The following is a 25,800-nucleotide window of genomic DNA, read 5'->3' on the forward strand; positions in this document are numbered from 1 at the left end:
TACAGCATATGAAGGACTTTTTCAAGCTTTTAATTTTTACACACTTAAGATGTATTTTTTAAAAAATATATAAGATATATTTGCTGTCTCTAAAATCTTTTGGTAGTATCAAAGACAATCATTTGTTATATTCTAATATTTTTGTTAAGTATCAACACAAATGAACATCTTTTTTAGGAGTAGCTATAAAATGCAAACAACGTCGTTATTGTCAATCGGAAAAAGGTATTCCATGGTTGCTTTAGCACTCATAGGGATACTGGATGCTAGGACTTGGAACATGGATAGCACTATGCTTCAAGGGCAATGGGAAACCAGGTATGATTGGGGGAATGCAAGCAACTATATTGTTGGTAGAAACGGAAATAAAATCACTTATCAAGGTTCATGGTGGGATACTTATAATACCTATCGTTTATCAGGTTTTAGAAATTATGTGGGCGATATGGATATCTATTCTCCCACATCAAACTTTCAGTTAGGTGGCTATAATGGAAACTCTTTTACGAATTATGGAAGAACGAGTAATGTTAAAATTGCTGGCAACCAAATCGCCATTAACAATTTCTTAGAAATTAACAATCGTATTGGTTCAGGGCTTGGCTCTAAGCCCTGGTATACGAATGTAACCCTAAAATCCGAGCGCTCACTTTTTAGCAACGAAGATGGTCGTATCTATGTCTATGATGGTGGCCATTTAAATCTTGTTGCTAGAGATGTGGACTTAAAAGGCGATGTGTATTTAGGTAAATTGCAATATAACTTTGAATTTGCTCGCCAAGCACAAGTAAAACTTGATGCTTCTAATACAGGTTCACTTCATATGAAAAAACTCATTATAGGTGATCAGAACGCAACTCAAGCTGAAATGATTGGTTCTTCTAGGGGCAATAATAAAATTGACTATTTAAATATTTGGCAAGATGCAACCTTGAATTTTAAAGCCCCAAGCCAAGAGCTTCGCGTATGGTCTTTGTCTAATCTAGGCGAAAGTTATATAGGCGGGTATAATGCTCAAGCCACCCTTAATGCAGATGTGAAAACCCTCATTTTAGATTTTGTCAATCTCAACAATTACACCGGTGGCCGTAGGATTTTTGCTCAAAATATAGGCGGTGATTTACATATTGGGCATTTAACCTTCAATGGTCAACCTGCTAATTCCAATTACAGCGGACCTAGGCTCATTGGTTCTAGCGCAAACATGCATTTTAAGGCTAAAAATGATGTTACTTTCCACCAGAATATTACCTTCCCTGCTTACACAGGGCTTAAGGTAGATACAGATGGTAAGTTAATTATGAAAAATGTAGATGCTGGCTGGGGTAATAACAGCTTAAGTGCTTCCACTTTAGATTTTAGTGGCGTAAAGGGTACGACCACAATTGAAAATTTAACCACATCTTCTACAAATTTGCTTGCACATAACTTTACCATTAAAGAATGGAGAATTAAAACCGGCGATTCCCCCGTTGTCAATGGACACTATACTAATGTGGGTGAAGATATTGGCAATTCAAAAGTTGGTGTTGTGCGCTTGGATTATGGTCGTAATGCCAATTATCAAGGTGGTGTGAGATTTGTAGGTGGGACTAAACTCACTATTGATGAATTTTACCACGCCCCTTGGAATTATTTTGACGCCAGAAAAGTCAAAGATGTAGAAATTACTAAAAAACTTCTCTTTGGAGCACCAGGTGGGATTGGAAATCTTAGTGGTTTGATGTTTAATAACCTTACTCTAGCTAAGGGTGCTACCATGATTTATGGTAAAGATTTAGATTTACACATCGATGGCACTTTTACTAATGACCAAGGCACAATGATTATCAACGCCCAAGGACAAGACCCCATTACACATGCAGCTCAAGCCAACATTCCAAGCGGTTGGAATTTTGCAACCTTGAATGCCAAAGAAGCTACCATGCGTTTCAATACTGATATTGACCCCACTACAGGTTTTTATAACCCCTTAGTTAGAATCAATAATGCTGAAAAGTTAGCAAAAAACCATGACTTTGTAGTATTAAAGGCTAATAAAATCAATTATGAATTAGTAGGTTCTAAAGCTACAAATAACGACCTTACCCCTAATAGTGCAACCATTGAACAGCAATTCAAAGATAGAATGGCCCTTTATAACGGACAAAATCGTATGGATATTTGTATGGTTAGAAAGGGCGACACTATGATTAGTGATATTAAAGCCTGCGGTCAAGCTATTGGCGATAATGATATGGTCAATAATCCTAACAATTACCAATATCTCGCAGGCAAGGCTTGGAGAAACTTAGGCGTTGGCAAAACGGCTAATAGCCAGCAAATTTCTGTGCGTTTGGGCGATAACACAAAGCCAACTGAGAACTTTAATGACGACCCTTATGGCGATAAACATGCTGCTATTACTGCTGCAAATGGGGGCAATGTATACTATGGTCCTGTATCCCCATGGGAAGGTGGTTCTAGCAAAGTTTGGAATTTAGATAAGACCATGATTGGGGGGCAATGGGAAACCAAATACGATTGGGGTAATGCAAGCAATTACATTGTTGCTAAAAATGGGAAAATCACTTATAAAAGCCCAGACTGGTATTCTTACAACACTTATCGTCTATCAGGTTTTAGAAATTATGTGAGCGATATGGACCTTGATTCTCCTACAGCAAATTTTCAATTAGGTGGCTATAATGGAAACTCTTTCACCAACTACGAGAGAACAAGCAATGTTAAGATTGCTGGCAACCAAATCGCTATTAACAATTTCTTAGAAATTAACAATCGCATTGGTTCAGGGCTTGGCTCTAAGCCTTGGTATACGAATGTAACCCTACAAGCTAAGCGCTCAATTTTTAGTAATGAAAATGGTCGTATCATTCTTTATGACAGAAGCCATTTAAAACTTATCGCTAGAGACGCTGAGTTCAAGGGCGATGTGTTTATGGGTAAATTGCAATACAACTTTGAATTTGCACACCCTGCTAAGATGACCTTAGATGCCAAAGATGTGCGTGGTGACATGACCATGAATAACCTACTCATTGGGAATGAGAATGCCACTCAAGCAACGATTGAAGGGGCTCAAGGAGCGAATCTTGTTAAACGCTTGAGTATTTGGCAAAATGCAACCTTAACTTACAACGCTCAACAAGCTCCTTATGTAAGGGTTAATCTTTTGACAAACTTGGGAGAAGGTGGTTTTGTGGCTCAAGGTTCACAAGCTAATTTTAATGTTAATACGAAATCCTTAATCCTAGATTATGTCAATCTCAATAACTATACCGGTGGACGCAGTATCTTTGCTCAAAATACAGGCGGCAATTTGCGCATCGGACATTTGACCTTCAATGGCCAGCCTGCTAATTCTAATTTTAGTGGGGCTAGGCTTATCGATTCTTATGCCACAATGAAGTTTAAGGCTAAGGATGATGTGAGCTTTGAACAAAATATCACTTTACCAGCTTATACAGGTTTTAAGGTAGATACAGATGGTAAATTAACTATGAAAGATGTAGATGCTGGCTGGGGCAATAACGGTCTTAACGCCACCACTTTAGATTTTAGTGGAGTAAAGGGCGAAATTAGCATGAATAAGGTTACCACTTCAGCCACAAACTTTAAAGGTAAGAATTTCCATGCTAAAGAATGGGTAGTCAAGGCTGGAACTGCTGGAGGCGTGAATGGACACTACACCCACTTCCATACTGATATTGGTAATTCAAGCATTGATAAAGTAGTCTTGCAATCTGGCAGTAATGGCAACTTCCAAGGTGGGATGAAATTTGAAGGCGGAAACAAGCTAACTATCGGTGAGTTTTACCATGCACCTTGGAACTTCTTTGACGCAAGAAGAGTTAAAGAAGTAGAAATTACCAAAAAGCTCACTTTTTCAGCTCCCGGTGGGGTTGCAGGCCTTAGCGGAATTATGGTTAATAATCTAACTCTAGGCAAGGGGGCCACTATGGCTTATGGTAAGGATTTAGATTTACACATCAATGGCACTTTCACTAACAATCAAGGCACAATGATTATCAATGCCCAAGGAGGTGAGTTTGCTCTAAGAGTAGCCAGACAGAATATTCCAAGTGGCTGGAGATTTGCTACCTTAAATGCTAAAGATATTGTAATGAAGTTTAACTATGATGTGGATAAAGACACAGGCTTTTACAATCCTTTGATTAAAATCAATAATGCTGAAAAGTTGATGAAAAACCACGATTTCCTCGTAGCTGAAGCTAAAGGTGGTAGCATTAAGTATGAAAGCATAGGCAAAGCTCCAGTTACTTCTGGAGGTATGACTTATACCAACAACGAACAACAATTTAAAGATAGAATGGCTCTTTATAACGGACAAAATCGCATGGATATTTGTATGGTCAGACAAGGCGACACTATGATTAATGATATTAAAGCCTGCGGTCAAGCTATCGGCAATAATGAAATGGTTAGTAACCCTGAAAAATACAAGTATCTTGCAGGCAAGGCTTGGAGAAATACAGGCATTACCAAGAAAGCTGATAGTAAAAAAATTACCGTGCGTTTAGGCGATAATGCAAAACCAAAAGATGCTAATAGCGACACTATCACTCTTGCTGACAACAAAGCAGAAAAAGCCACAAAACATGTTCGTTATGCTCGCTCTAATTACGCCATTATGCCAAGTTATATGAATAGCAATGCTAGTGCAAGCAACCTAGTTGCTATCAATAAACATGATTTTGGCACTATGGAATCTGTCTTTGAATTAGCTAATCGTGCTAGTGATATTGACACCATTAAAAATCAAGTGGGTAGTAATGGGTTTAATCTCTTACAAACTTTATTGATTGATTCTCATAATGCTGGTTATGCCCGCCAAATGATTGATGCTACAAGCACAAATGAAATCACTAAAGAACTTTCTAACGCTCAAAACACTCTTAATCAAGTGGCTAGCTTAGAGAGACAAACCAGTGGGTTACAAACCTTACAATTAGCTAACCAAATGGCACAAAATGCGCGCTTAGTGGGATTATCTAGAAGATATACAGATAATTTGAGTTTAGCTAAACGCCTTAAGCAGTTAAAAAATGAACGCTTAGCTTCTTTAGAGAGTGCAGCTCAAATTGTTTATCAGCATGCACCTAAATACACTAATGCGAGCAATATCTGGGCGAATGCTATCGGTGGGGCAAGCTTAAGTAATGGCAATAGCACTTCTTTATACGGAACCACTTCTGGTGTGGATGCACACTTAATCGGTGATAATGTAGAAGCGATTGTGGGTGGGTTTGGAAGTTATGGCTATAGCTCATTAGACAACACCACTAGCACTTTAAATGCGGGTGCTAATAACACTAACTGGGGAATTTATAGCCGTTTATTCAGTGGCAAACATGAATTTGATATTAACGCTCAAGGGGCTTTTGGAGCTAATTCAGAAAGTATCAACCTTCAAGGAAACTTGTTGCAAGGATTGAACCAACGCTATGATTACTTAGTGTATGCAGCAAATACGAATGCAAGCTATGGTTATGATTTCACTTTCTTAAAGAACGCTTTGGTGTTTAAACCCACTATTGGTGTGGCATATCAAAGCTTGGGCGCCACAAACACTCAAAGCGCACAAGAATCTAATCTTAGCTTACAAGGTAACGCTAATAACAGACACACTCTTAGTGCGAGTGCTGGAATTGAAACCCGCTATTATTATGGCGACACTTCTTACTGGTATATGAATGCTGGAATACATCATGAGCTTTTGAATGTTGCTCAAACAGGTGGCTTAAAAGTGGGTAACACTCATTTTGCTTCTAACAACCAACATCTCAACACTTATGCAAGAGTGATGATGGGTGGGGAGCTTCAAGTTTCTAAGGAGTTCTTTATTAACCTTGGCTTAATCTACTCCTCTAATCTGTTTGTCAAACGCCATGATTTAGCTTCAAATCTTGGGGTAAGATATAGTTTCTAAAGTCTCTAAAAGGGTTCTTCAAGAACTCTTTTAAGCTCTTCTTTCAAATCTTAAAAGTCCTTATTTTACAACTGGCAAAATTTACACGCAGTAAATCAAAAACAAACAACAATTAAAACCAAAATTTTATTTCATTATCAAAATGAGTTAGAATGAAATCCTTGATTCATTTTTAATTTAAACGGAGATGTAATGAGGAAAAATCATTCTTTAACAAATATTAGTATTAATAAAAAACAATTCGTAGGTGCTTTAGCAATTAGCTTGGCTGGTCTTTTACATGCTCAAGTTTGGAACATGGATAACACCATTTTAAAAGGCAAATGGGAGCAAAGCTGGGACGCTTGGAACGCTTCTAATCATATTTATGCCGTTGGCGGACAGCAAAATAGTATCTCTTATTCAAGTGATGATGATTATGCTAGTTATCGCCTTTCGGGCTTTATCAATTATACCGGTGGCGATATGAATATTTCAGCTCCCCATGCTAATTTTGAGCTTGGTGGTTGGAATGGTAATTCTTTCACAAGTTTTAACAAAAACACCACTCATATTAATTTGAAGGGCAATAGCATTCTTGTAAAGAATTTCTTAGAATTGAATAATCGTGTCGGTTCTGGAGTGGGTCGCAACCCTTATAAAACAGAAATGACTCTAGATGCAGGAACGATTTATAGCGATAATAACGGACGCATCACTCTTTATAATGGTGCAACTTTAAATTTAAAATCACCTAAAGCTGTAGAATTAAATGGCGAAGTTTTTATGGGAGCTTTACAATTTCCTTTAGCCTATGAAGTTCAAAGCGCCACAGCCTTGAATGCAAGTGGTGTAACCAATGATTTATACATCAGGCATTTACGCATAGGCCAGCAAAACCCAGCTAGAGCCACAATTACCGGTTCGCAAAAAAATAATACCATTGGCAATTTGGATATTTGGCAGGATGCGAGATTGAATTATAAAGGGGGTAATCTCACTATTAATCGTGTTAACACCAATACAGATGCTGCAATCAGAAAAATGTTTGCTTACTTGGTTACAGATACCAACCAGCTTACTTTAGGCGAAGTCAATCTTAATAACTATGCGGGTGGGCGTGGAATTGTCGTGAATAATACCGGTAACATTGTAGTGAAAAATGCCTTGAAAGTTAGTGGCGATATTGGGGGTGGATGGGTTCGTGCCGGTTCACCTGCAAACTTTCTCTTTGTTTCAAAAGGTAATGTAACTTTTGAGAGTAATATCGCTTTAGGACAGTATGTTCATTTGAGTGTTGTAGCTAACAAACTAGATGCAAAAGATATTGATATTAGTAAAGCACGCTATGGTGCTACAGCTCCAAGCTTAAATTTCTCTCAAGTCAAAACCATTAATGTTGGTAAAGTTACAGGTGGTTCTAGCAATATTATCGCTTCTAATTTCAACTTCAAAGAATTTGAGCAAGTAGTGGGCAATGGCACAACCATCAATGGCTATTACACTAATTTTGCGGGCAATATTGGCACTTCTCACATTGGAACTGTGCGTTTCCAAGAAGGCCAGGGACCTTGGCAAGCAGGCGTAAGATTTGAAAAAGGCAATAAACTTACGATTGATAATTTCTATCACACCCCTTGGAACTATTTTGACGCTAGGAATATTGATGAAGTCGTTATCACAAAGCTTTTAACCTTTGGAAGTCCTGGGGGTTCTGGCACTTTACAAGGATTGATGTTTAATAACCTAACCCTAGATAAAGACGCACACATGAACTATGGTAAAGATTTGTCCTTAAGCATTGCTGGTAATTTCACTAACAATCAAGGTCTGATGAATATCAACACCCAAGATGGGCGTTTTGCAACCTTAAATGTAGGTCAAACAGCAACTATGAAATTTGATAATATGATAGATAGTGCTACAGGATTTTATAAACCCATTGTTAGAATCAATGACGCTCAAACTTTGATTAAAAATAAAGACCATGTTATTTTAAGGGCACAAAATATTTCCTATGAATATGCCAATAAAGATAGCCATACTAACCCAGCAGACGCTACGCAAGGTTTCAAAGACCGCGTAGCACTTTATAATGGCAATGACCGCATGGATATTTGTGTGATTAGAAATAATGCTGATATTCAAGCTTGTGGACGTGCGATTAATAATAGCGATATGGTAAATCACCCTGACAAATATAAAAAATTAACCGGAAAAGCATGGCGTAACACTGAAGTGGGTAAAGGGGCTAACAACAAAGAAGTGTCTGTGCGAGTGAGCAATAATTCGCATTTATCAAGTGCTATCTCTAATGGAACTAAGATAGAACTCCCAAAAAATCATTATGCTCATAGCCATTATGCTCTCATACGCCCTAACGCTACCACTCATTCTAACACCACCCCAAATCTCGTCGCCATCAACAAGCATAACTTCGGCACTATTGAAAGCGTGTTTGAATTAGCTAATCGTTCTGATGCTATCAATGTTATCAATGCTACTTCAGGCACACAGGGAAGAGATTTATTACAAACTTTATTGATTGATTCTCATAATGCTGGTTATGCGCGTCAAATGATTGATGCAACTAGCACAGGTGAAATCACTAAGCAGTTGAATGTTGCCACTGAGACTTTAAATAATATAGCTAGTTTAGAGCATAAGACTAATAGTTTACAAACTTTAAGCTTAAGCAATAAGATGGTAGTAAACACTCGCTTAGTCAATCTTTCTAGAAAGCACACTAACAATATTGATTCGTTTGCTAAACGCTTACAAGCTTTACAAGACAAGAGATTTGCTTCAGTGGGGACTATGGCAGAAGTGTTGTATCAATTTGCCCCTAAGTATGAAAAACCTGCTAATGTTTGGGCTAATGCCATTGGGGGAGCTAGTTTGAGTAATGGAGGTAACACTTCTTTATATGGCACAAGTGCTGGAATGGATACTTATATTGAAGGGGAAAATGTAGAAGCTATTGTTGGTGGTTTTGGAAGCTATGGCTATAGCTCATTCAATAACCAAGCAAGCAATCTTAACTCTGGAGCTAATAACACCAACTTTGGTTTGTATTCTCGTGTGTTTGCTAATAAACATGAATTTGATTTTGAAGCTCAAGGAGCTGTAGGAAGCAATAATGAAAACTTAATGTTTAAAGGGGCTTTATTACAAGGTCTTAATCAAGGCTATAGTTACTTAGCTTATAGCGCTATGGCTAATGCTAATTATGGCTATGACTTTGCTTTCTTAAACAATGCTTTAGTGTTTAAACCTAGTGTAGGTGTAAGCTATAATCATTTAGGTTCTACTAACATGAAAAGCAATAGTAATCAAGTGGCTTTGAGTAATGGTGCAAGTAGCCGTCATTTATTCAGTGCGAATGCTAATGTAGAAGCCCGCTATTATTATGGGGACACTTCATTCTTCTATATGAATGCTGGGATTTTACAAGAATTGGCTAACTTTGGATTCAATAACGCTATGGCTTTAAATAGCTTTAAAGTAAATGCTACTCACAATCCCTTAAATACCCATGCTAGAGTGATGATAGGTGGGGAATTGCAATTAGCTAAAGAAGTGTATTTGAATTTGGGTGTGATTTATGCTCATAATCTCAACACTATGATAGGTAATATCGCTTCAAATTTAGGGATGAGATATAGTTTCTAAATCTTTTACATTCCAACAATGGAGGGGGATATCATTATCAAATTTAAAAAGTATCATTTTAGATTTAGGAATGAAATAGAGTTTTTAAGTCTTTAAGTAAAGTATCACTTCAAATTTAGAAATGAGATAGGGTTTTTGAGTCGGTGAGATTAGAGTCTTGGAGTAAGGTGTTATTCCAAGACTTTTAGCAGACTTAGTTTTTAAGAGAAATTTGTGTTTTAAAAAGTATCTTTGATTATGGGCGTGATTCATACCCATAATCTCCTTTCAACAATAAGGAGTGGTGTTTCAGATTTTTTAAATTCAGAAAGTCTTATTTCAATTTTTTCAAATTCAGGGGATATCATTATCGGAATGGGGGGGATAGTATTTCAGATTTTTCAGTTTTAGAGAATATTATTTTAGATTTAGGAATGAGATAGGGTTTTTGAGTCTTTATAAGTTTAAGTAGGGTGGGGTTTGGAAAAGAACCCTTTGAGAACCCTTTTGATTCTTTATAATTCTTTGAAAAACAAATCCTAAAAACACATTCATTAAAAATATCCTTAAAACAAATCCTAAAGAACTTTCTCTTGTAAAAGTCTTGGTGGTTTAAATCTCAAAAGATAAATAAGAGTTGATAAGCTAATTTCAGAAATCCCTTGAAACAAATTTAATTTTTGTGGGTTTGATTTTTACTCGTAATGATTTACATATACATTCAATAAAATAAAACCACTCCAAACTTAAGAATGCAATTGCTGCAACGCTTCTTTAATCGCCATTTCGGTGCTAAGATTTGGTTTGAGAGTTTTTAGAACTTTACTAATTTCTGTGTTTTTAAAGCCCAAACTTTCAAGGGCTAAAAAGACTTCATTTTGTGCGGGTTTCATCTCATCTTGAATGAAAAAGCCGATTAAATCTACCATAATCTTATCGGCGAGTTTTTTTCCGATTCCTGGCACTTGCTGAAGTGCCTTAACTTCTTTAGTAGCGATAATATTTTCAAACTCATTAGGCGAAAAGCTTGAAAGAATGGCTAGTGCGATTCGCCCCCCTACCCCATTGATTTTTAAAAGTCTTTCAAACAGGATTTTTTCACTCTCTTCTAAAAATCCGTATAAAAGATGGGCGTCTTCTTTAATCACTTGTAAGATTTTTAAACGCACTTCTTTACCCACTTGCAATGATGCAGAACTTCGCATAGAAACTTGAACCCTATAAACAACCCCATGCACTTCCAAATGCACTTCTAAAGCTGAAATTCTTTCTACAACCCCTATTAAGCCTACAATCATTTTATCTCTTTCTTATTTTCTAGGGCTTTTTGGCTATCGCACCCTTAAAGACCTTTTTAATCTTATTTTCTTTAGGCTCATAAATGACATTCACATTTTCATTATGGCTTAGCGTAGCGGTTAGGTTGCTTACCTTAGGATAATTGCGGTGATAAATCACAATATTTTCTTGCTTGAACGGATTTTTAGTGGTAATACTTGCCTGTTGCATGCTGTTTTCTATACTAATGAGCTTAGAGTGGCATTCATTATTGAGCCTTTGTAACTCTAGCATTTGAGCTTTTAAAATTCTCAAACGCTTCAAGGCAAACATAAATTCATTGTAGGCATCTTTCACGCTTTCTTGTTGCATCAACGAACGCCTGATTTCTTCGGTAGCGTTTTTAAGCTTTTCCATAACAGCCTGATTGTTTTGGACTAGGTGGTTTAAGGACTGGTGCTGAGCGATAATTTTCTTAGATTTCAACCCAAATTGATTGAGCTTTTTCTTGGCGATTTTCAGCTCTTCTTGGTTTTCACGCCCCCCAAAGGCATAGAAAATGAAGCGATTACCATTGCCATCCACCTCATCAATAACGCATTGCTTAGAAAAATACAGCTTGTTATCTGATTTAAGCTTTTCAAAAGTGATTTCCTTAGCATAGACCACGCTTCCTGCACTCGCTTCTACCTTAGCACTATCAGCATACACCTTGCCACGCTCTAAATACTTGCACTCAAACTCTTTGGCATAGCACACACCCTTATGATTAGTGATACGCACTTTATCGGCATACACATAACTTTCAGGATGGATTTGCCCCTCTATTGCAATCTCTTTAGCCACCAAGATGACATTTTTACCCACATTACCCTTAATATTAATCGTAGTCGCTTCTAAGATGAAATTACAATCAATCGCATCATTTAGCTCACCACTAGCTTGAATTTCAAAAACGATTCCACTCTCCAACCCCCCCAAAAGATTAGGCGTTTCAATGGATTTAATGCCACTTTCAAACGCAAAATTTTGTCTGAAGTGCAAACGCCCTTTTTCCATTTTGACCCCTTGTAGGGCTTTGGAGTAATATACTAGGGCGTTATTTTCATCTCTTTCTTCAAAAGCGTTCTTATCATGCCCTAGGGGTGTGGGCGAGCTAGGAGCTTTAGGCACTTCAACATAAAAACCTTTGAGATTACGCCCATCTTTACCCTGTTTGGGGTAGCTCACACAAGCCACGATTTGATTTTCTTTAGCGATATAATAATTCTCTTTGACAAAAGATTCTTCTTGGCTGGCTAAAGGAATTGTATGGGTGGGTGTGTATTCTTCTTCTAATAAAAAGCTAGGCTTTTCCTCTGTATTAGGCATAAAGGTTGAAGAAGTGTATAAAATGAACCGATTAGATTTAGCTTCTTTTTTGTAGGCTCTTAATTCTGTTTTCAAATTCTCATACATCTTTGAAAGATGGCGTAACACTACGCCTTCAAGGGCTAAACACTCTCTAATATACCCAAACATCTCTTGGTAATGCTCTTCAGTATCTAATACAATAAAGCAATCATCTAAGATAATTTCTACTTGGCTCGCTTCATCATTGACTTCCACCTTAAAAAAGCGTTTATAAGCGTTGAGTTTAACCTTAACATCATGGGCTTGATAGAGAACTAGCTCTTTTTTTTCATAATACCCATCTTCTTCTAGCTGTTGCAATTCCCCAGCGAGTGCTTCACTAAAATCATCTTTGGCACTGGGTTTGATAAAAATAGAAGTCTTTAAAATTTCAAACCACAGCTCTTCAACTTCTAATTTATGCTCAGCAGCAACTCTTTGCAATTCTTTTTTAATATCTTTGCATTGCTCAATCTTTATAGGGGCAAAATGCTCCACACTCATTTTTCTAAACTCCTTCTACAGCTTTTCAACTATCAAACACGCATTAAGAATTCAACTCTTAAATGGTATACTACAAAAATGCGAAAAAGTAAGGGAGTATCCTAACAAAAATTAGCTAAAAATTAGGTAATAGTTAAATCTGATATGATAAAAAGATTATTTTTAACCAACAGCTTAGGGATTTTATGCTCTAGAATTTTAGGCTTTTTACGAGATTTGATGATGGCTAGCATTCTAGGGGCTGGGGTGTATAGCGATATTTTCTTTGTGGCTTTCAAAATGCCTAATCTATTTAGGCGTATTTTTGCTGAAGGCTCATTTTCACAAAGCTTTCTACCGAGCTTTATACGAAGTTCTGTTAAAGGAAGTTTTGCCAGTTTTGTGGGGCTACTTTTTAGTGGTATCTTATTTTTATGGTGCTTATTTGTAGCCTTAAACCCCTTGTGGCTGACTAAATTGCTCGCTTATGGCTTTGATGAAGAAACTCTAAAATTATGCACCCCTATTGTAGCGATTAATTTTTGGTATCTTTTATTAGTGTTTATCACAACCTTTTTAGGCACACTTTTGCAATACAAGCACAGCTTTTTTGCAAGTGCGTATAGCACAAGCTTATTGAATTTATGCATGATTTTAGCCCTTGTTATCTCTAAAGACAAATCGCATTTAGAAGCCTTATATTATCTGAGCTATGGTGTGCTTTTAGGGGGCGTGGCTCAAATTCTCTTACACTTTTATCCTTTAGTCAAACTAGGCTTATTCACTTTATTATTGAAAGGATTTTTGAGCTTTAAAAGCACAAATGCGACAAAAAAAGAATATCGCTTAAATCATGCTAAAAAGGATTTAAAAAGTTTTTTCAAACAATTTTTTCCTAGCGTATTAGGCAACTCCACCGCACAAATCGCCTCCTTTTTAGACACTACGATAGCCTCATTTCTAGCAAGTGGGAGTGTGTCTTATTTATATTATGCTAATAGAGTGTTCCAACTACCCTTAGCCCTATTTGCCATTGCCATATCCACAGCCCTTTTTCCTAGTATTGCGATTGCGATTAAAAACAACGAGCAACATTTAATCTTGCAACGCTTGCAAAATGCGTGGTTTTTCTTAGTGAGTGTCTTACTCTTTTGTAGTATCGGAGGCATTATGCTCAGTAAGGAAATCACGCAAGCTTTATTTGAAAGGGGGCATTTTAGCCCTAAAGACACTCTTATAACTTCACAAGTCTTTTCACTCTATCTTTTGGGCTTACTCCCCTTTGGGCTATCTAAGCTCTTTTCTTTATGGCTCTATGCTAAACTAGAGCAAGCAAAAGCGGCTAAAATCTCTTTAATCACACTTCTTTTAGGCTTAGTTTGCTCTCTAAGCTTAATGCCCTTTTTAGGGGTTTTAGGACTGGCTCTTTCTAATAGTTTGAGCGGATTTATTTTATTCACTCTAACTATAAAAGCGTTTGGCTTTAGATTATTCTTAGGTATAATCAAGCGTTTGAAATTATGGCTTATGATTATTTTTCTCGCTTGTGTAGAAATATTGTTGCTTTTAGCGTTCAAATCGTTAATTACGCATTTATATTTAATTTATTATTTTCAAGGTTTTTAAATGTTTATTTATGATACCAAATTAAAGCAAAAAGTCCCTTTTGAGCCTTTAGTAAAAAACAAGGCCAGTATTTATGTGTGCGGGCCTACGGTGTATGATGACGCTCATTTAGGGCATGCTAGAAGTGCGATTGCTTTTGATTTATTAAGACGCACGCTTGAATTAAGTAATTATGAAGTTACTATGGTTAGAAACTTCACAGATATTGATGATAAGATTATCAACAAGGCCTTGAAAGAAAATAAGAGCATTAAAGAATTGAGTGCGATTTATATTGACTCTTATACGAACGATTTAAACGCTTTGAATGTCAAAAAGCCAAGCTTAGAACCAAAAGCGAGTGAATATTTAGACGCTATGACTCAAATGATTGAAACGCTTTTAGAAAAAAATATCGCTTACAAGGTATCTAATGGTGATATTTACTTAGATACTAGCAAGGACAAGCATTATGGCTCGTTGAGTTCGCATAATAGTAGCGTGGAGTTTAGTCGCATAGGTTTAAGAGAAGAAAAACGCTCTGAGCAAGATTTTGTTTTATGGAAAGCTTACAAGGGGGCTAATGATGTGGGCTTTGATAGCCCTTTAGGCAAGGGGCGACCCGGTTGGCATATAGAATGCTCTAGCATGATTTTTAAAACTCTTGCTCAAGCTAACACCCCTTATCAAATTGATATTCATGCAGGGGGTGCGGATTTGTTATTCCCCCACCATGAAAATGAAGCCTCTCAAACTCGTTGTGCATTTGAAGTGGAGCTTTCTAAATACTGGATGCATAATGGCTTTGTGAATATCAATAATGAAAAAATGTCTAAAAGCTTGGGAAACAGCTTTTTTATCAAAGATGCTTTAAAAACCTATGATGGCGAGATTTTGCGTAACTACCTACTAGGAGTGCATTATCGCTCAACTCTAAATTTTAATGAAGAAGATTTATTGATGAGTAAAAAACGCTTAGATAAAATCTATCGCCTAAAACAGCGAGTTTTTGGTTCTTTTGGCATTATTAATACTGACTTTAAAAAAGAAATTTTAGAATGCATGCAAGATGATTTAAACATCTCTAAAGCTTTAAGCGTTTTAGAAAACATGCTCTCTGTTGCTAATGAAGAGCTTAATCAAAAGCCTAAAGATAAGGCTAAAAAGGGCGAAATTTTAGCAAATTTAAATTTTGTAGAAGAATTACTAGGCATTGGTTTTAAAAACCCGCTAGATTACTTTCAATTAGGGGTAAGCGAGAATGAAAAAAGAGAAATTGAAAAAAAGATAGCAGAAAGAAACTTAGCCAAGCAACAAAAAGATTTTAGTAAAGCTGATAACATAAGAGAAGAGTTAATAAAGCAAAAAATCGCTTTATTAGATACCCCACAAGGCACTATTTGGGAAAAGCTTTTTTAAACATTTAAAAAATACACACTCCCACATTAGCTTTCAATGGTATTACATTTTTTTCTTTTTTAAGTTTATGTTTGTTTACTATATTTTGAAAAGATTAATCTCGGTTATAAATCAATGTATTTATAACATTTAATTAGAGATGCAATGAAAATTGCCGAGTTTGAAGTTGCACAATTGTGTCAGTAAAATCGTTTTACAAGAAGAAAGGAAAAAAATGAAATCACAAAAAAAGCACCGCAAGATGAATCGCCCTATTGTTTCACTTGCGTTAGTAGGAGCGTTAGTTAGTGCTAAATTAGGGGCTAACACACCAAACAATTTTCAAATATCTACAACTACACCGCCCCCATATTTACAGCATGCTCCAATACATCATAATAATTACGCCCTTTTATCAGGCATAATTATTCCAGCCATTATCAGTGGAATTGCTTCAGGAATTGCCGCAGGAACCGTTGGGGGCATTATAGGTTGGGTAACCAAGCAAGCCGAACAAGCTAATAAAAACCCTGATAAACCCCATAAAATTTGGCGCATTAAAGCAGGGAATGGCTTTGATGCTTTCCCTGACAAGCAATATGACTTGTATCAATCTCTTTTATCAACTGATATTCAATCAGGTTGGGACTGGGGAAATGCTAGCAATCATTTTTGGGTAAAAGATGGGCAATGGAATAAGCTTGAAGTGGATATGAAAAACGCAAGGGGTATCTACAATCTCTCAGGTCTTATTAATTATACTGGTGGGGATTTAGATGTTGATATGCAACGAGCTACTTTGCGCTTAGGTCAATTTAATGGTAATTCTTTTACAAGTTTTAAAGATGACAATAACCGCACCACTAGAGTGAATTTCAATGCTAAAAATATCCTAATTGATAATTTTATAGAAATTAATAATCGTGTGGGTTCAGGGGCTGGAAGAAAGGCAAGTTCCACGGTTTTAACCTTACAAAGTTCTGAGGGGATTACTAGCAGTGAAAACGCTGAAATCTCTCTTTATGATGGTGCAACACTCAATTTGATTTCAAGCTGGGATAGAGATTTAAAGGCAAATCCTTGGCAAGCAGTGCGTGGTGTTGAGCTTAAAGGCAATGTATGGATGGGTCGCTTACAATATGTAGGGGCGTATTATGCACCTTCATGGAGCATGATAGACACTTCACAAGTAAAAGGAGATGTGATTTTTCATCATCTCACCGTAGGTGATCACAACGCCGCTCAAGCTGGTATCATAGCTAGCAACAAAACCAAAATCGGCACTTTAGACTTATGGCAGAGTGCAGAGTTGCATGTCATCGCTCCACCAGAAGGTGGCTATAAGGATAAAGATAAAAAACATAAAGGTTCTAGCACGCAAAAAAATCAGCACAACACAGAAAACACAGCCAAAAATGATAAAGATAACAACACGCAAGTTATCAACCCAAGCGACTCGCAAGAAACAGAAGTTCAACCTGTGCAAGTCATAAATGGCACTTTTGCCGGCAGTAAAGACTCGCTTGTTACTATAGACCACATTAATGTAAATTCTGATACTGCAGTTAAAGTAGGTGGATACAAAGCTACCCTTATCACCAATGCAGAAAACTTAAACATAGGGAATATTAATCTGTATAACCAAGCAAGTGGGCGTACTCTTTTGGTAGAAAATCAAACCGGAAACATTACCGTTGATGGAACATTAATGGTTAATAATCAAATAGGTAGCTATGGTTTTGTGGGTTCAGGTGTAAATTTCATTTTTAAGGCAGGGACTGACACCCATAAGGGAAATGCCACTTTTAATAGCAATATTTATTTAGGAAATTCTGTGAATTTAAAGGTGGATGCCAAAACAGCCAATTTTAGAGATATTGACGCCAGCAAAGGCAATAATAGTCTCAATGCTACCACTTTGGATTTTAGTGGCGTTACGGAAAATATCCACATTAACAAACTCACTACGGCTTCTACTAATGTTGCTGCTAAAAACTTCAACATTAAGGAATTAGATGTTACTACAAGCCGTGGTTTGAGTGTGGGACAATACACTGATTTTACCCAAGATATAGGCGACAAATCACATATTGAAACCGTGCGTTTAGAAACCGGTTATAGCCCGCTCTATTCTGGGGGTATCAAATTCAAAAGCGGTAAAAAACTTGTCATAGATGAGTTTTATCATGCCCCTTGGAATTATTTTGATGCTAGAAATATTACAGATGTTGAAATCACTAAAAAACTTCTTTTTGCAGCCCCAGGAAGTATTGTAGGCATGACAGGGCTTATGTTTAATAACCTAACCCTAGCTAAGGGTGCTAACATGGATTATGGTAAAGATTTAGATTTGACTATTCAGGGAAATTTCACCAACAATCAAGGCACCATGAATATTCTAGTCCAAGATGGGCGTTTTGCAACCTTAAATGTAGGTCAAACAGCGACTATGAAATTTAATAATATGATAGATAGTGCTACAGGATTTTATAAACCACTCATCAAGATTAATGATGCTCAAAATCTCACTAAAAATGTGGAACATGTTTTAGTGAAAGCACAGAGTATTGATTATGATAATATTTCTACAAACACTGATATTAATCAACAAGAACAATTTAAAGAGCGGCTAGCTCTCTATAACAATCATAACCGCATGGATATTTGTGTGGTGCGAAAAGACTCTTTTGAAAGCGATGTTAAGGCATGTGGAATGGCTATCGGTAATACAGATATGGTTAGCCACCCAGATAACTATAAGTATCTTGAAGGTAGGGCATGGAAAAACACTGATATTGGTAAAACCGCCACGCATAAAGAAATCGCTGTGAATGTGAAAGATGGCCATGCGGCGCCTAAAGCTCATGAAAGCACTGAAGAAGCAAAAAAAGATAAAAACCTCATTAGCTTACCAACAAACCACAACAATGTAAAGCTTGCTCGTTTTGCCCATTATGCTCTCATACGCCCTAACGCTACCACTCATTCTAACACCACCCCAAATCTCGTCGCCATCAACAAGCATAACTTCGGCACTATTGAAAGCGTGTTTGAATTAGCTAATCGTTCTGATGCTATCAATGTTATCAATGCTACTTCAGGCACACAGGGAAGAGATTTATTACAAACTTTATTGATTGATTCTCATAATGCTGGTTATGCGCGTCAAATGATTGATGCAACTAGCACAGGTGAAATCACTAAGCAGTTGAATGTTGCCACTGAGACTTTAAATAATATAGCTAGTTTAGAGCATAAGACTAATAGTTTACAAACTTTAAGCTTAAGCAATAAAATGGTAGTAAACACTCGCTTAGTCAATCTTTCTAGAAAGCACACTAACAATATTGATTCGTTTGCTAAACGCTTACAAGCTTTACAAGACAAGAGATTTGCTTCAGTGGGGACTATGGCAGAAGTGTTGTATCAATTTGCCCCTAAGTATGAAAAACCTGCTAATGTTTGGGCTAATGCCATTGGGGGAGCTAGTTTGAGTAATGGAGGTAACACTTCTTTATATGGCACAAGTGCTGGAATGGATACTTATATTGAAGGGGAAAATGTAGAAGCTATTGTTGGTGGTTTTGGAAGCTATGGCTATAGCTCATTCAATAACCAAGCAAGCAATCTTAACTCTGGAGCTAATAACACCAACTTTGGTTTGTATTCTCGTGTGTTTGCTAATAAACATGAATTTGATTTTGAAGCTCAAGGAGCTGTAGGAAGCAATAATGAAAACTTAATGTTTAAAGGGGCTTTATTACAAGGTCTTAATCAAGGCTATAGTTACTTAGCTTATAGCGCTATGGCTAATGCTAATTATGGCTATGACTTTGCTTTCTTAAACAATGCTTTAGTGTTTAAACCTAGTGTAGGTGTAAGCTATAATCATTTAGGTTCTACTAACATGAAAAGCAATAGCAATCAAGTGGCTTTGAGTAATGGTGCAAGTAGCCGTCATCTATTGAGTGCAAATGCTAATGTAGAAGCCCGCTATTATTATGGAGACACTTCATTCTTCTATATGAATGCTGGAATTTTACAAGAATTGGCTAACTTTGGATTCAATAACGCTATGGCTTTAAATAGCTTTAAAGTGAACGCTACTCACAATCCTTTAAATACCCATGCTAGAGTGATGATAGGTGGGGAATTGCAATTAGCTAAAGAAGTGTATTTGAATTTGGGTGTGATTTATGCTCATAATCTCAACACTATGATAGGTAATATCGCTTCAAATTTAGGGATGAGATATAGTTTCTAAATCTTTTACATTCCAACAATGGAGGGGGATATCATTATCAAATTTAAAAAGTATCATTTTAGATTTAGGAATGAAATAGAGTTTTTAAGTCTTTAAGTAAAGTATCACTTCAAATTTAGAAATGAGATAGGGTTTTTGAGTCTTTTACATTTTAGATTTAGGAATAAAATAGAGTTTTTAAGTCTTTAAGTAAAGTATCACTTCAAATTTAGAAATGAGATAGGGTTTTTGAGTCTTTTACATTTTAGATTTAGGAATAAAATAGAGTTTTTAAGTCTTTAAGTAAAGTATCACTTCAAATTTAGAAATGAGATAGGGTTTTTGAGTCTTTTACATTTTAGATTTAGGAATAAAATAGAGTTTTTAAGTCTTTAAGTAAAGTATCACTTCAAATTTAGAAATGAGATAGGGTTTTTGAGTCTTTTACATTTTAGATTTAGGAATAAAATAGAGTTTTTAAGTCTTTAAGTAAAGTATCACTTCAAATTTAGAAATGAGATAGGGTTTTTGAGTCTTTTACATTTTAGATTTAGGAATAAAATAGAGTTTTTAAGTCTTTAAGTAAAGTATCACTTCAAATTTAGAAATGAGATAGGGTTTTTGAGTCGGTGAGATTAGAGTCTTGGAGTAAGGTGTTATTCCAAGACTTTTAGCAGACTTAGTTTTTAAGAGAAATTTGTGTTTTTTGCATGGGGTTTTATTCACATGCTCTGTAGTATCTGCAATACATATTCCTTTAGGCTTTGTTTTAATAAAACATTGATAAAATATTTTGGCTCTGTTAAAACAAAGTATTGATTTATTCTTGTTATTTTGCTATACTATTTCTATAAAACCCCTTTCAAATAAGGACTTTAAAATGCCTAATCATACAAATGAATTAGAGATTATCAAACAGCTCTTTAATAACTTAACAGAAACTGATAAAAAGGCTTTTTTAAAGACTATTAAAGATAAAGAAAAATCTATAACTAAAACACCTATTCAAAAAGAAATCAAAGAGTGTCCACATTGTAAGTCTAATCAATTTGTAAAAAATGGCAAAAAAGATAATAAACAAAGATTTATGTGTAAAGATTGCAAAAAGACTTTTACACTAACTAATAACACTATTCTTTTTAGCACCAAGACAGATATTAAGGTTTGGAAAAAATTCATTCATTGTATGATAGAAAAATATTCGCTTAGAAAGACAGCTGAAATTTGTAAGATTAGCTTACCTACCGCTTTTGCTTGGCGGCATAAAATACTAGATGCTTTACAGAATATACAAAACGAAGTAGAGCTAAATGGCGTAGTAGAGGCTGATGAGACCTACTTCCCCCTTTCTTTTAAAGGTCATCATAAAAATTTTAAGCTGCCACGCTTATCTAAACATAGAGACACACAAGCATTAAAGCGTGGATTATCTAAAGAGCAAGCTTGTGTAACAAGTGGAGTGAATTTAAATGGCAAATCTATTGCTAAAGTTTCTGATTTAGGTAAGCCTAAAATCAAAGACTTAATAAAAGTCTTAAGTAATAAAGTTTCTAGAGATAGTATTTTTGTAACCGATAGTTTTAGAGCTTATTTAAAACTAGCAAATAACATGGAGTTAAGCCATATTAGAATACCAAAGAAAAAACATAAACTAGGTTCTTTTAATATCCAAACTATCAATAGCTATCATAGTCATTTAAAGGATATGATTAAGCATAAAATTAAAGGTGTAGCGACTAAATACTTGGATAATTATCTTGTTTATCATAACTTTGTGAATTTTGCTAAAGAGAGCTATAAGGAAGTGATTTTGTTTGAGTATATACAAAATAATGAGTGTGTTAGTTTGAGTTTAGAGATTTCTAAAAGAAAATGCCTATCAATAACATAAAAAATGATTTCTTATGATAAAAGAACAAGATAAATCTTTAATTTTAGCTAATCGGCGTTATTTAGGCAATAAGCAATCTATTTGTCCTTTTATTAAAGAGATTATTAACACACTAGAACCCATTGAAATAGTGGCTGATATTTTTAGTGGCACAGGAGCGTTTAGTGCATCTTTTATAGATAAAACAATTATTACAAACGATATTTTATATAGTAATTATATTACACATTGCGCTTATTTTTTACCCTTAGAGTATGATAAAAATAAAATTTGTGAAAAGCTAGATTTTTATAATGACCCCTTATTTTTAAGCAATAAAGAAAGCTCTAATTATATGAGTGAATATTTTAGCGACACTTATTTTAGTGCTAAAAATTGTTTGTTAATCGGTGAAATTAGAAAAGATATAGAGCAACAATATTTAAAAAAAGAAATTAATTTTAAAGAATATGCCCTATTACTTAGTGCGTTATTATTTGCAAGCGATAGAATTGCTAACACCGTAGGGCATTATGATGCGTATAGGAAAAATATTAAAGATTTAGATAAAAAGATTTTAAAGCTAATCCCCCTAATACCACCTAAGATACTAAAAAACAATGTTTGTTACAACTTGGACGCTAATCTTTTAATAGAAAAAATAGAGTGTGATTTATTGTATTTAGACCCCCCTTACAATTCTAGGCAATATAGTAGCGCCTATCATCTTTTAGAAAATATCGCTTGTTTTAAGAAACAAATCCCACAAGGTGTGGCTAAAAAAATCCCCTTAGAACATTTAAAGAGCGAGTATTGCACTAAGAACGCCCCCTTAGTTTTTAAAGATTTAATTTCTAAAGCTAGGGCTAAATATATTTTACTCTCTTATAATAATATGGGCGATAAAGGTAATAGCCGTTCCAATGCTAAAATAAGCGATAGTGATATTTTAAGTATTTTAAAACAAAAAGGCAAAGTAGAAATCTTTGAAACCCCTTATAAATATTTTAGCACAGGCAAATCTAAAATAACTAATCATAAAGAAAGATTGTTTTTATGCCAAGTGTAATAATTCCTAGTTGTTTTAATTATATAGGGGGTAAGACACAATTACTCCCCCAAATTTTAAAGCATTTCCCTAAAAATTTAGAAGTCTTTGTGGATTTGTTTTGTGGGGGTTGTAGTGTGGGATTAAACGCTAAGGCTAAACAAATTACTTTTAATGATAGCAACACTAAACTCATCAAGCTTTTAGAGAGTATTAAAAACATTCCTTATGAACTTTTTATGCAAGAAGTCAAGCAACTTATTGCAACTTATAACTTTTCTAAAAGCGATATGTATGGGTATGAATTTTATCAAAGTAATAGCTCTAAGGGCTTAGCCAATATCAATAAAATGGCTTTTTTAAAATTAAGAGAAGACTACAACACGCTTTTAAAAAATAAGCAAGATAATGTTTTTATGTTCTATACTTTAATTGTTTTTGCTTTTAACAATCAAATTCGTTTTAATCAGCAAGGGCTTTTTAATCTTCCGGTAGGCAAAAGAGATTTTAATGCAAATTTACAAAATAAATTCATAGCCTTTTCTAAATCTTTAGCACAAAAAAACTCTATTTTTAGCGATAAAGATTTTAGAGAGTTTGAAACAAGTTCATTACCTAAAAATACGCTCATTTATTGCGATCCCCCTTATTTAATCACTAATGCCCCTTATAATGAATCAAATGCTTGGACTATACAAGAAGAAAGAGATTTGTTAAACTTTTTGGATAACATAGATAAAAAAGGATTAAAATTTGCCCTTTCTAATGTGTTAGCGAGTAAAAACCAAGAAAACTTTCTTTTAAAAGAGTGGGCTAAAAAATACCATTGCCACTATTTAAAAAAGAGCTATGCTAATAGCAATTATCAAAGAAAAAACAAACAAGCTCCAAGCATAGAAGTGTTAATCACAAATTATTAGGAAAAAAGCGTGGCAGAGTTATCGTATCAAAGTTTTTGTTGGGTTATAGGGACAACGAGCTTTAGGGTTAAAGAGTTGTCTTATAAAATTATTTGGCAATGTCAGTTATTGCAAGAATTTCAAAAGAAAATTTTAGCTAATTATGGTTTTTGGCAATGGGATAATGTGCAAAGTCAATGCTATGATTTTTTAAAAGAAAAAGGTTTTTTGAGTAGGGATGCAAGTAGGAAAGATAAAGACGCCAGACAAAAGACTTCAGGACTTGTAGATATTGGACTATTAACTAAAGACAGACAATTAAGTGAAGTAGGCAAAGAACTATTACAGGCTAGTTCTAATGATATAAAAACAGAACCTTTTTTAACCCATGCAACTAGCTTAGTATTTTTAAAACAGCTTTTAAAAACAAGTTTGAGTGTAGGGAGTAACAAAGTTGCTCCCTTTATGCTCGTTCTAAAGGTATTAGACGAATTGGAATATTTAAGTTTTGATGAGTTCAAGTATTTTGTGCCTTTAATGAAAGATGCAACAACTATGCAATTTCTTATTCAAAAGATTAAGGATTATAGATTTTGTGATGAGAGCATAAAAAATCAATTTGTTAATGATATGATTTATGAATGTTTGATACAAATGCAAAATTACAAAGATGCTTTAAAAATATTCTTAGAAAAAGAAATTAATATAGGCTTAATCTGTAAAGTTGGCATGAATAGAAAGAGCAAAACTTATGATGTGCGATATTATGATGTATTTATTGCACTTAGCAATGCTCTCTTCTATCAAAAAAATAAGCAAGAATTTTTTTTGCAGAAATTTTTAAAAGCTTTAAAAAAGATAACTAACAATAAAATCTATGATTTATGGCTATCTCTTATTTTTGCTAAAAATCCTACAGAAAAACTACTTAAAAACAATCAAATTTCTACTTGTTTATCTTTAACTAACCCTTTTTTAAATTGTAAAGATGAAAGAAGTTTTAAAGAAACCTTTTTTAAATATTTGCATGTATTCAAAGCAAAAGCTACCCTAGAAGACTACTTTGACTTGAATTGCAGATATTTTAATTTGAGTGATATTATCGTATTTGAAAATGGCTTAATCAAGCTAGACATACTTCCTAAACACTATTTTAAGCAAGTTATAGACTCGTTGTCTTTACAAATTTTTAAACCAAATCATCAACTAGAACAAGCTATTTCTTTAGAAGAGATTATAGGAAATGCCCCAAACCTTGATAGGCTTTATAAGGATTTAAGTCTAGTTCTTAACGCTCCCATAAAAAATCAACAAGACATTATCTATAATACTAATCATTATAAAAAACAGCAATTTATTACACTAATTGAAAATAAATTTAGTAACGAAGTCTTATTAAAACTTCTTCAATTATTTAAAGATAGGATAAATAATTCTAAGGCAGATAAAGTCATTTTTGAGTTGGTTACCGATGAGGCTAATATTCCTACTATTTTTGAATACATTGTAGGCATTATTTGGTATAAAATCTCTCAATTTGAGGGCGATTTATCTGTGTTTTTAAAACTCTCTTTACAACCTAATTTATTACCAAAGACCCATACAAAAGGGGGAGAGGCTGATATTATTTTTGAATATGCTCCTAAATTGCCTTTTTATCCCAAGCATTGTCTGTTATTAGAAGTTATACTAACAACTAAGGACAATCAAAGGCGTATGGAATTAGAACCTGTCAGTAGGCATTTAGGTAATCATCTTATTAAAACAAAGAACTTGAATGATTATGCCATTGTTATTGGCACTTATTTAGACCCTAACATAGTGAATGATTTTAGATTTAGGAAAATTATGCCTTATCAAAAGGACAAGAAAAGCATTAGTGGTATGAAAATCTTATCTTTAGATACAGATATTTTAGGTGTGATTTTAAGTAAAAATATTACTTACAAAAATCTTTTCGTAATATTAGATAATTTTTATCAATAAGATATAGAAAACCAAGAT

At 34.9% G+C, this 25,800-nt stretch carries 11 protein-coding genes; 9 read left to right on the forward strand and 2 right to left on the reverse strand.

Annotated elements, in window-relative coordinates:
- The first annotated feature begins 232 nt into the window (after positions 1–232).
- Both HCD_RS08725 and HCD_RS01870 read left to right on the forward strand, forming a co-directional pair.
- Complete coding sequence (locus tag HCD_RS08725; RefSeq protein WP_050854956.1) at positions 233–5,950, forward strand: vacuolating cyotoxin family protein; 5,718 nt, start codon at positions 233–235, stop codon at positions 5,948–5,950.
- 192 nt (positions 5,951–6,142) lie between these two features.
- A complete protein-coding gene (locus HCD_RS01870; RefSeq protein WP_014658927.1) occupies positions 6,143–9,601 on the forward strand; it encodes a vacuolating cyotoxin family protein in 3,459 nt (1,152 codons plus the stop codon).
- Between the two features lie 725 nt (positions 9,602–10,326).
- On the opposite strand, the gene ruvA is transcribed toward HCD_RS01870, so the two are convergent.
- On the reverse strand, positions 10,327–10,878 hold the full coding sequence (gene ruvA, locus HCD_RS01875; RefSeq protein WP_014658928.1) for a Holliday junction branch migration protein RuvA: 552 nt from the start codon (positions 10,876–10,878) through the stop codon (positions 10,327–10,329).
- Positions 10,879–10,897: 19 nt separating this feature from the next.
- Complete coding sequence (locus HCD_RS01880) at positions 10,898–12,754, reverse strand: FapA family protein (protein WP_014658929.1); 1,857 nt, start codon at positions 12,752–12,754, stop codon at positions 10,898–10,900.
- Between the two features lie 144 nt (positions 12,755–12,898).
- Here HCD_RS01880 and murJ point away from each other — a divergent pair, with 144 nt between their 5' ends.
- The 7 genes from murJ (at position 12,899) to HCD_RS01915 (ending at position 25,782) form a co-directional block, all read left to right on the forward strand.
- A complete protein-coding gene (murJ, locus tag HCD_RS01885; RefSeq protein WP_014658930.1) occupies positions 12,899–14,359 on the forward strand; it encodes a murein biosynthesis integral membrane protein MurJ in 1,461 nt (486 codons plus the stop codon).
- Positions 14,360–15,757, forward strand: coding sequence for a cysteine--tRNA ligase (gene cysS / locus HCD_RS01890; protein ID WP_014658931.1), 1,398 nt, complete (start codon positions 14,360–14,362; stop codon positions 15,755–15,757).
- A 214-nt stretch (positions 15,758–15,971) separates the two neighbouring features.
- The gene (locus HCD_RS01895) at positions 15,972–20,000 is read left to right on the forward strand and encodes a vacuolating cyotoxin family protein (protein WP_014658932.1); all 4,029 of its coding nucleotides are present in this window, start codon (positions 15,972–15,974) and stop codon (positions 19,998–20,000) included.
- Positions 20,001–20,859: 859 nt separating this feature from the next.
- On the forward strand, positions 20,860–21,870 hold the full coding sequence (locus HCD_RS01900; protein WP_014658933.1) for an IS1595 family transposase: 1,011 nt from the start codon (positions 20,860–20,862) through the stop codon (positions 21,868–21,870).
- Positions 21,871–21,883: 13 nt separating this feature from the next.
- Complete coding sequence (locus HCD_RS01905) at positions 21,884–22,918, forward strand: DNA adenine methylase (RefSeq protein ID WP_014658934.1); 1,035 nt, start codon at positions 21,884–21,886, stop codon at positions 22,916–22,918.
- Positions 22,906–23,817, forward strand: a complete 912-nt coding sequence (locus HCD_RS01910) for a DNA adenine methylase (RefSeq protein ID WP_014658935.1) — start codon at positions 22,906–22,908, stop codon at positions 23,815–23,817. The genes HCD_RS01905 and HCD_RS01910 overlap by 13 nt, the downstream gene beginning before the upstream one ends.
- A gap of 9 nt (positions 23,818–23,826) precedes the next feature.
- The gene (locus HCD_RS01915; protein ID WP_014658936.1) at positions 23,827–25,782 is read left to right on the forward strand and encodes an AlwI family type II restriction endonuclease; all 1,956 of its coding nucleotides are present in this window, start codon (positions 23,827–23,829) and stop codon (positions 25,780–25,782) included.
- Positions 25,783–25,800 lie beyond the last annotated feature (18 nt).

Origin of the sequence: Helicobacter cetorum MIT 99-5656, assembly GCF_000259275.1 — a bacterium.
GTDB lineage: Bacteria > Campylobacterota > Campylobacteria > Campylobacterales > Helicobacteraceae > Helicobacter > Helicobacter cetorum.

Coding starts and splice junctions, on each gene's coding strand:
- murJ (WP_014658930.1), top strand. CDS start 12,899: ATGATAAAAAGATTATTTTTAACCAACAGCTTAGGGATTTTATGCTCT.
- HCD_RS01910 (WP_014658935.1), top strand. CDS start 22,906: ATGCCAAGTGTAATAATTCCTAGTTGTTTTAATTATATAGGGGGTAAG.
- cysS (WP_014658931.1), top strand. CDS start 14,360: ATGTTTATTTATGATACCAAATTAAAGCAAAAAGTCCCTTTTGAGCCT.
- HCD_RS08725 (WP_050854956.1), top strand. CDS start 233: ATGGTTGCTTTAGCACTCATAGGGATACTGGATGCTAGGACTTGGAAC.
- HCD_RS01880 (WP_014658929.1), bottom strand. CDS start 12,754: ATGAGTGTGGAGCATTTTGCCCCTATAAAGATTGAGCAATGCAAAGAT.
- ruvA (WP_014658928.1), bottom strand. CDS start 10,878: ATGATTGTAGGCTTAATAGGGGTTGTAGAAAGAATTTCAGCTTTAGAA.
- HCD_RS01870 (WP_014658927.1), top strand. CDS start 6,143: ATGAGGAAAAATCATTCTTTAACAAATATTAGTATTAATAAAAAACAA.
- HCD_RS01900 (WP_014658933.1), top strand. CDS start 20,860: ATGCCTAATCATACAAATGAATTAGAGATTATCAAACAGCTCTTTAAT.
- HCD_RS01905 (WP_014658934.1), top strand. CDS start 21,884: ATGATAAAAGAACAAGATAAATCTTTAATTTTAGCTAATCGGCGTTAT.
- HCD_RS01895 (WP_014658932.1), top strand. CDS start 15,972: ATGAAATCACAAAAAAAGCACCGCAAGATGAATCGCCCTATTGTTTCA.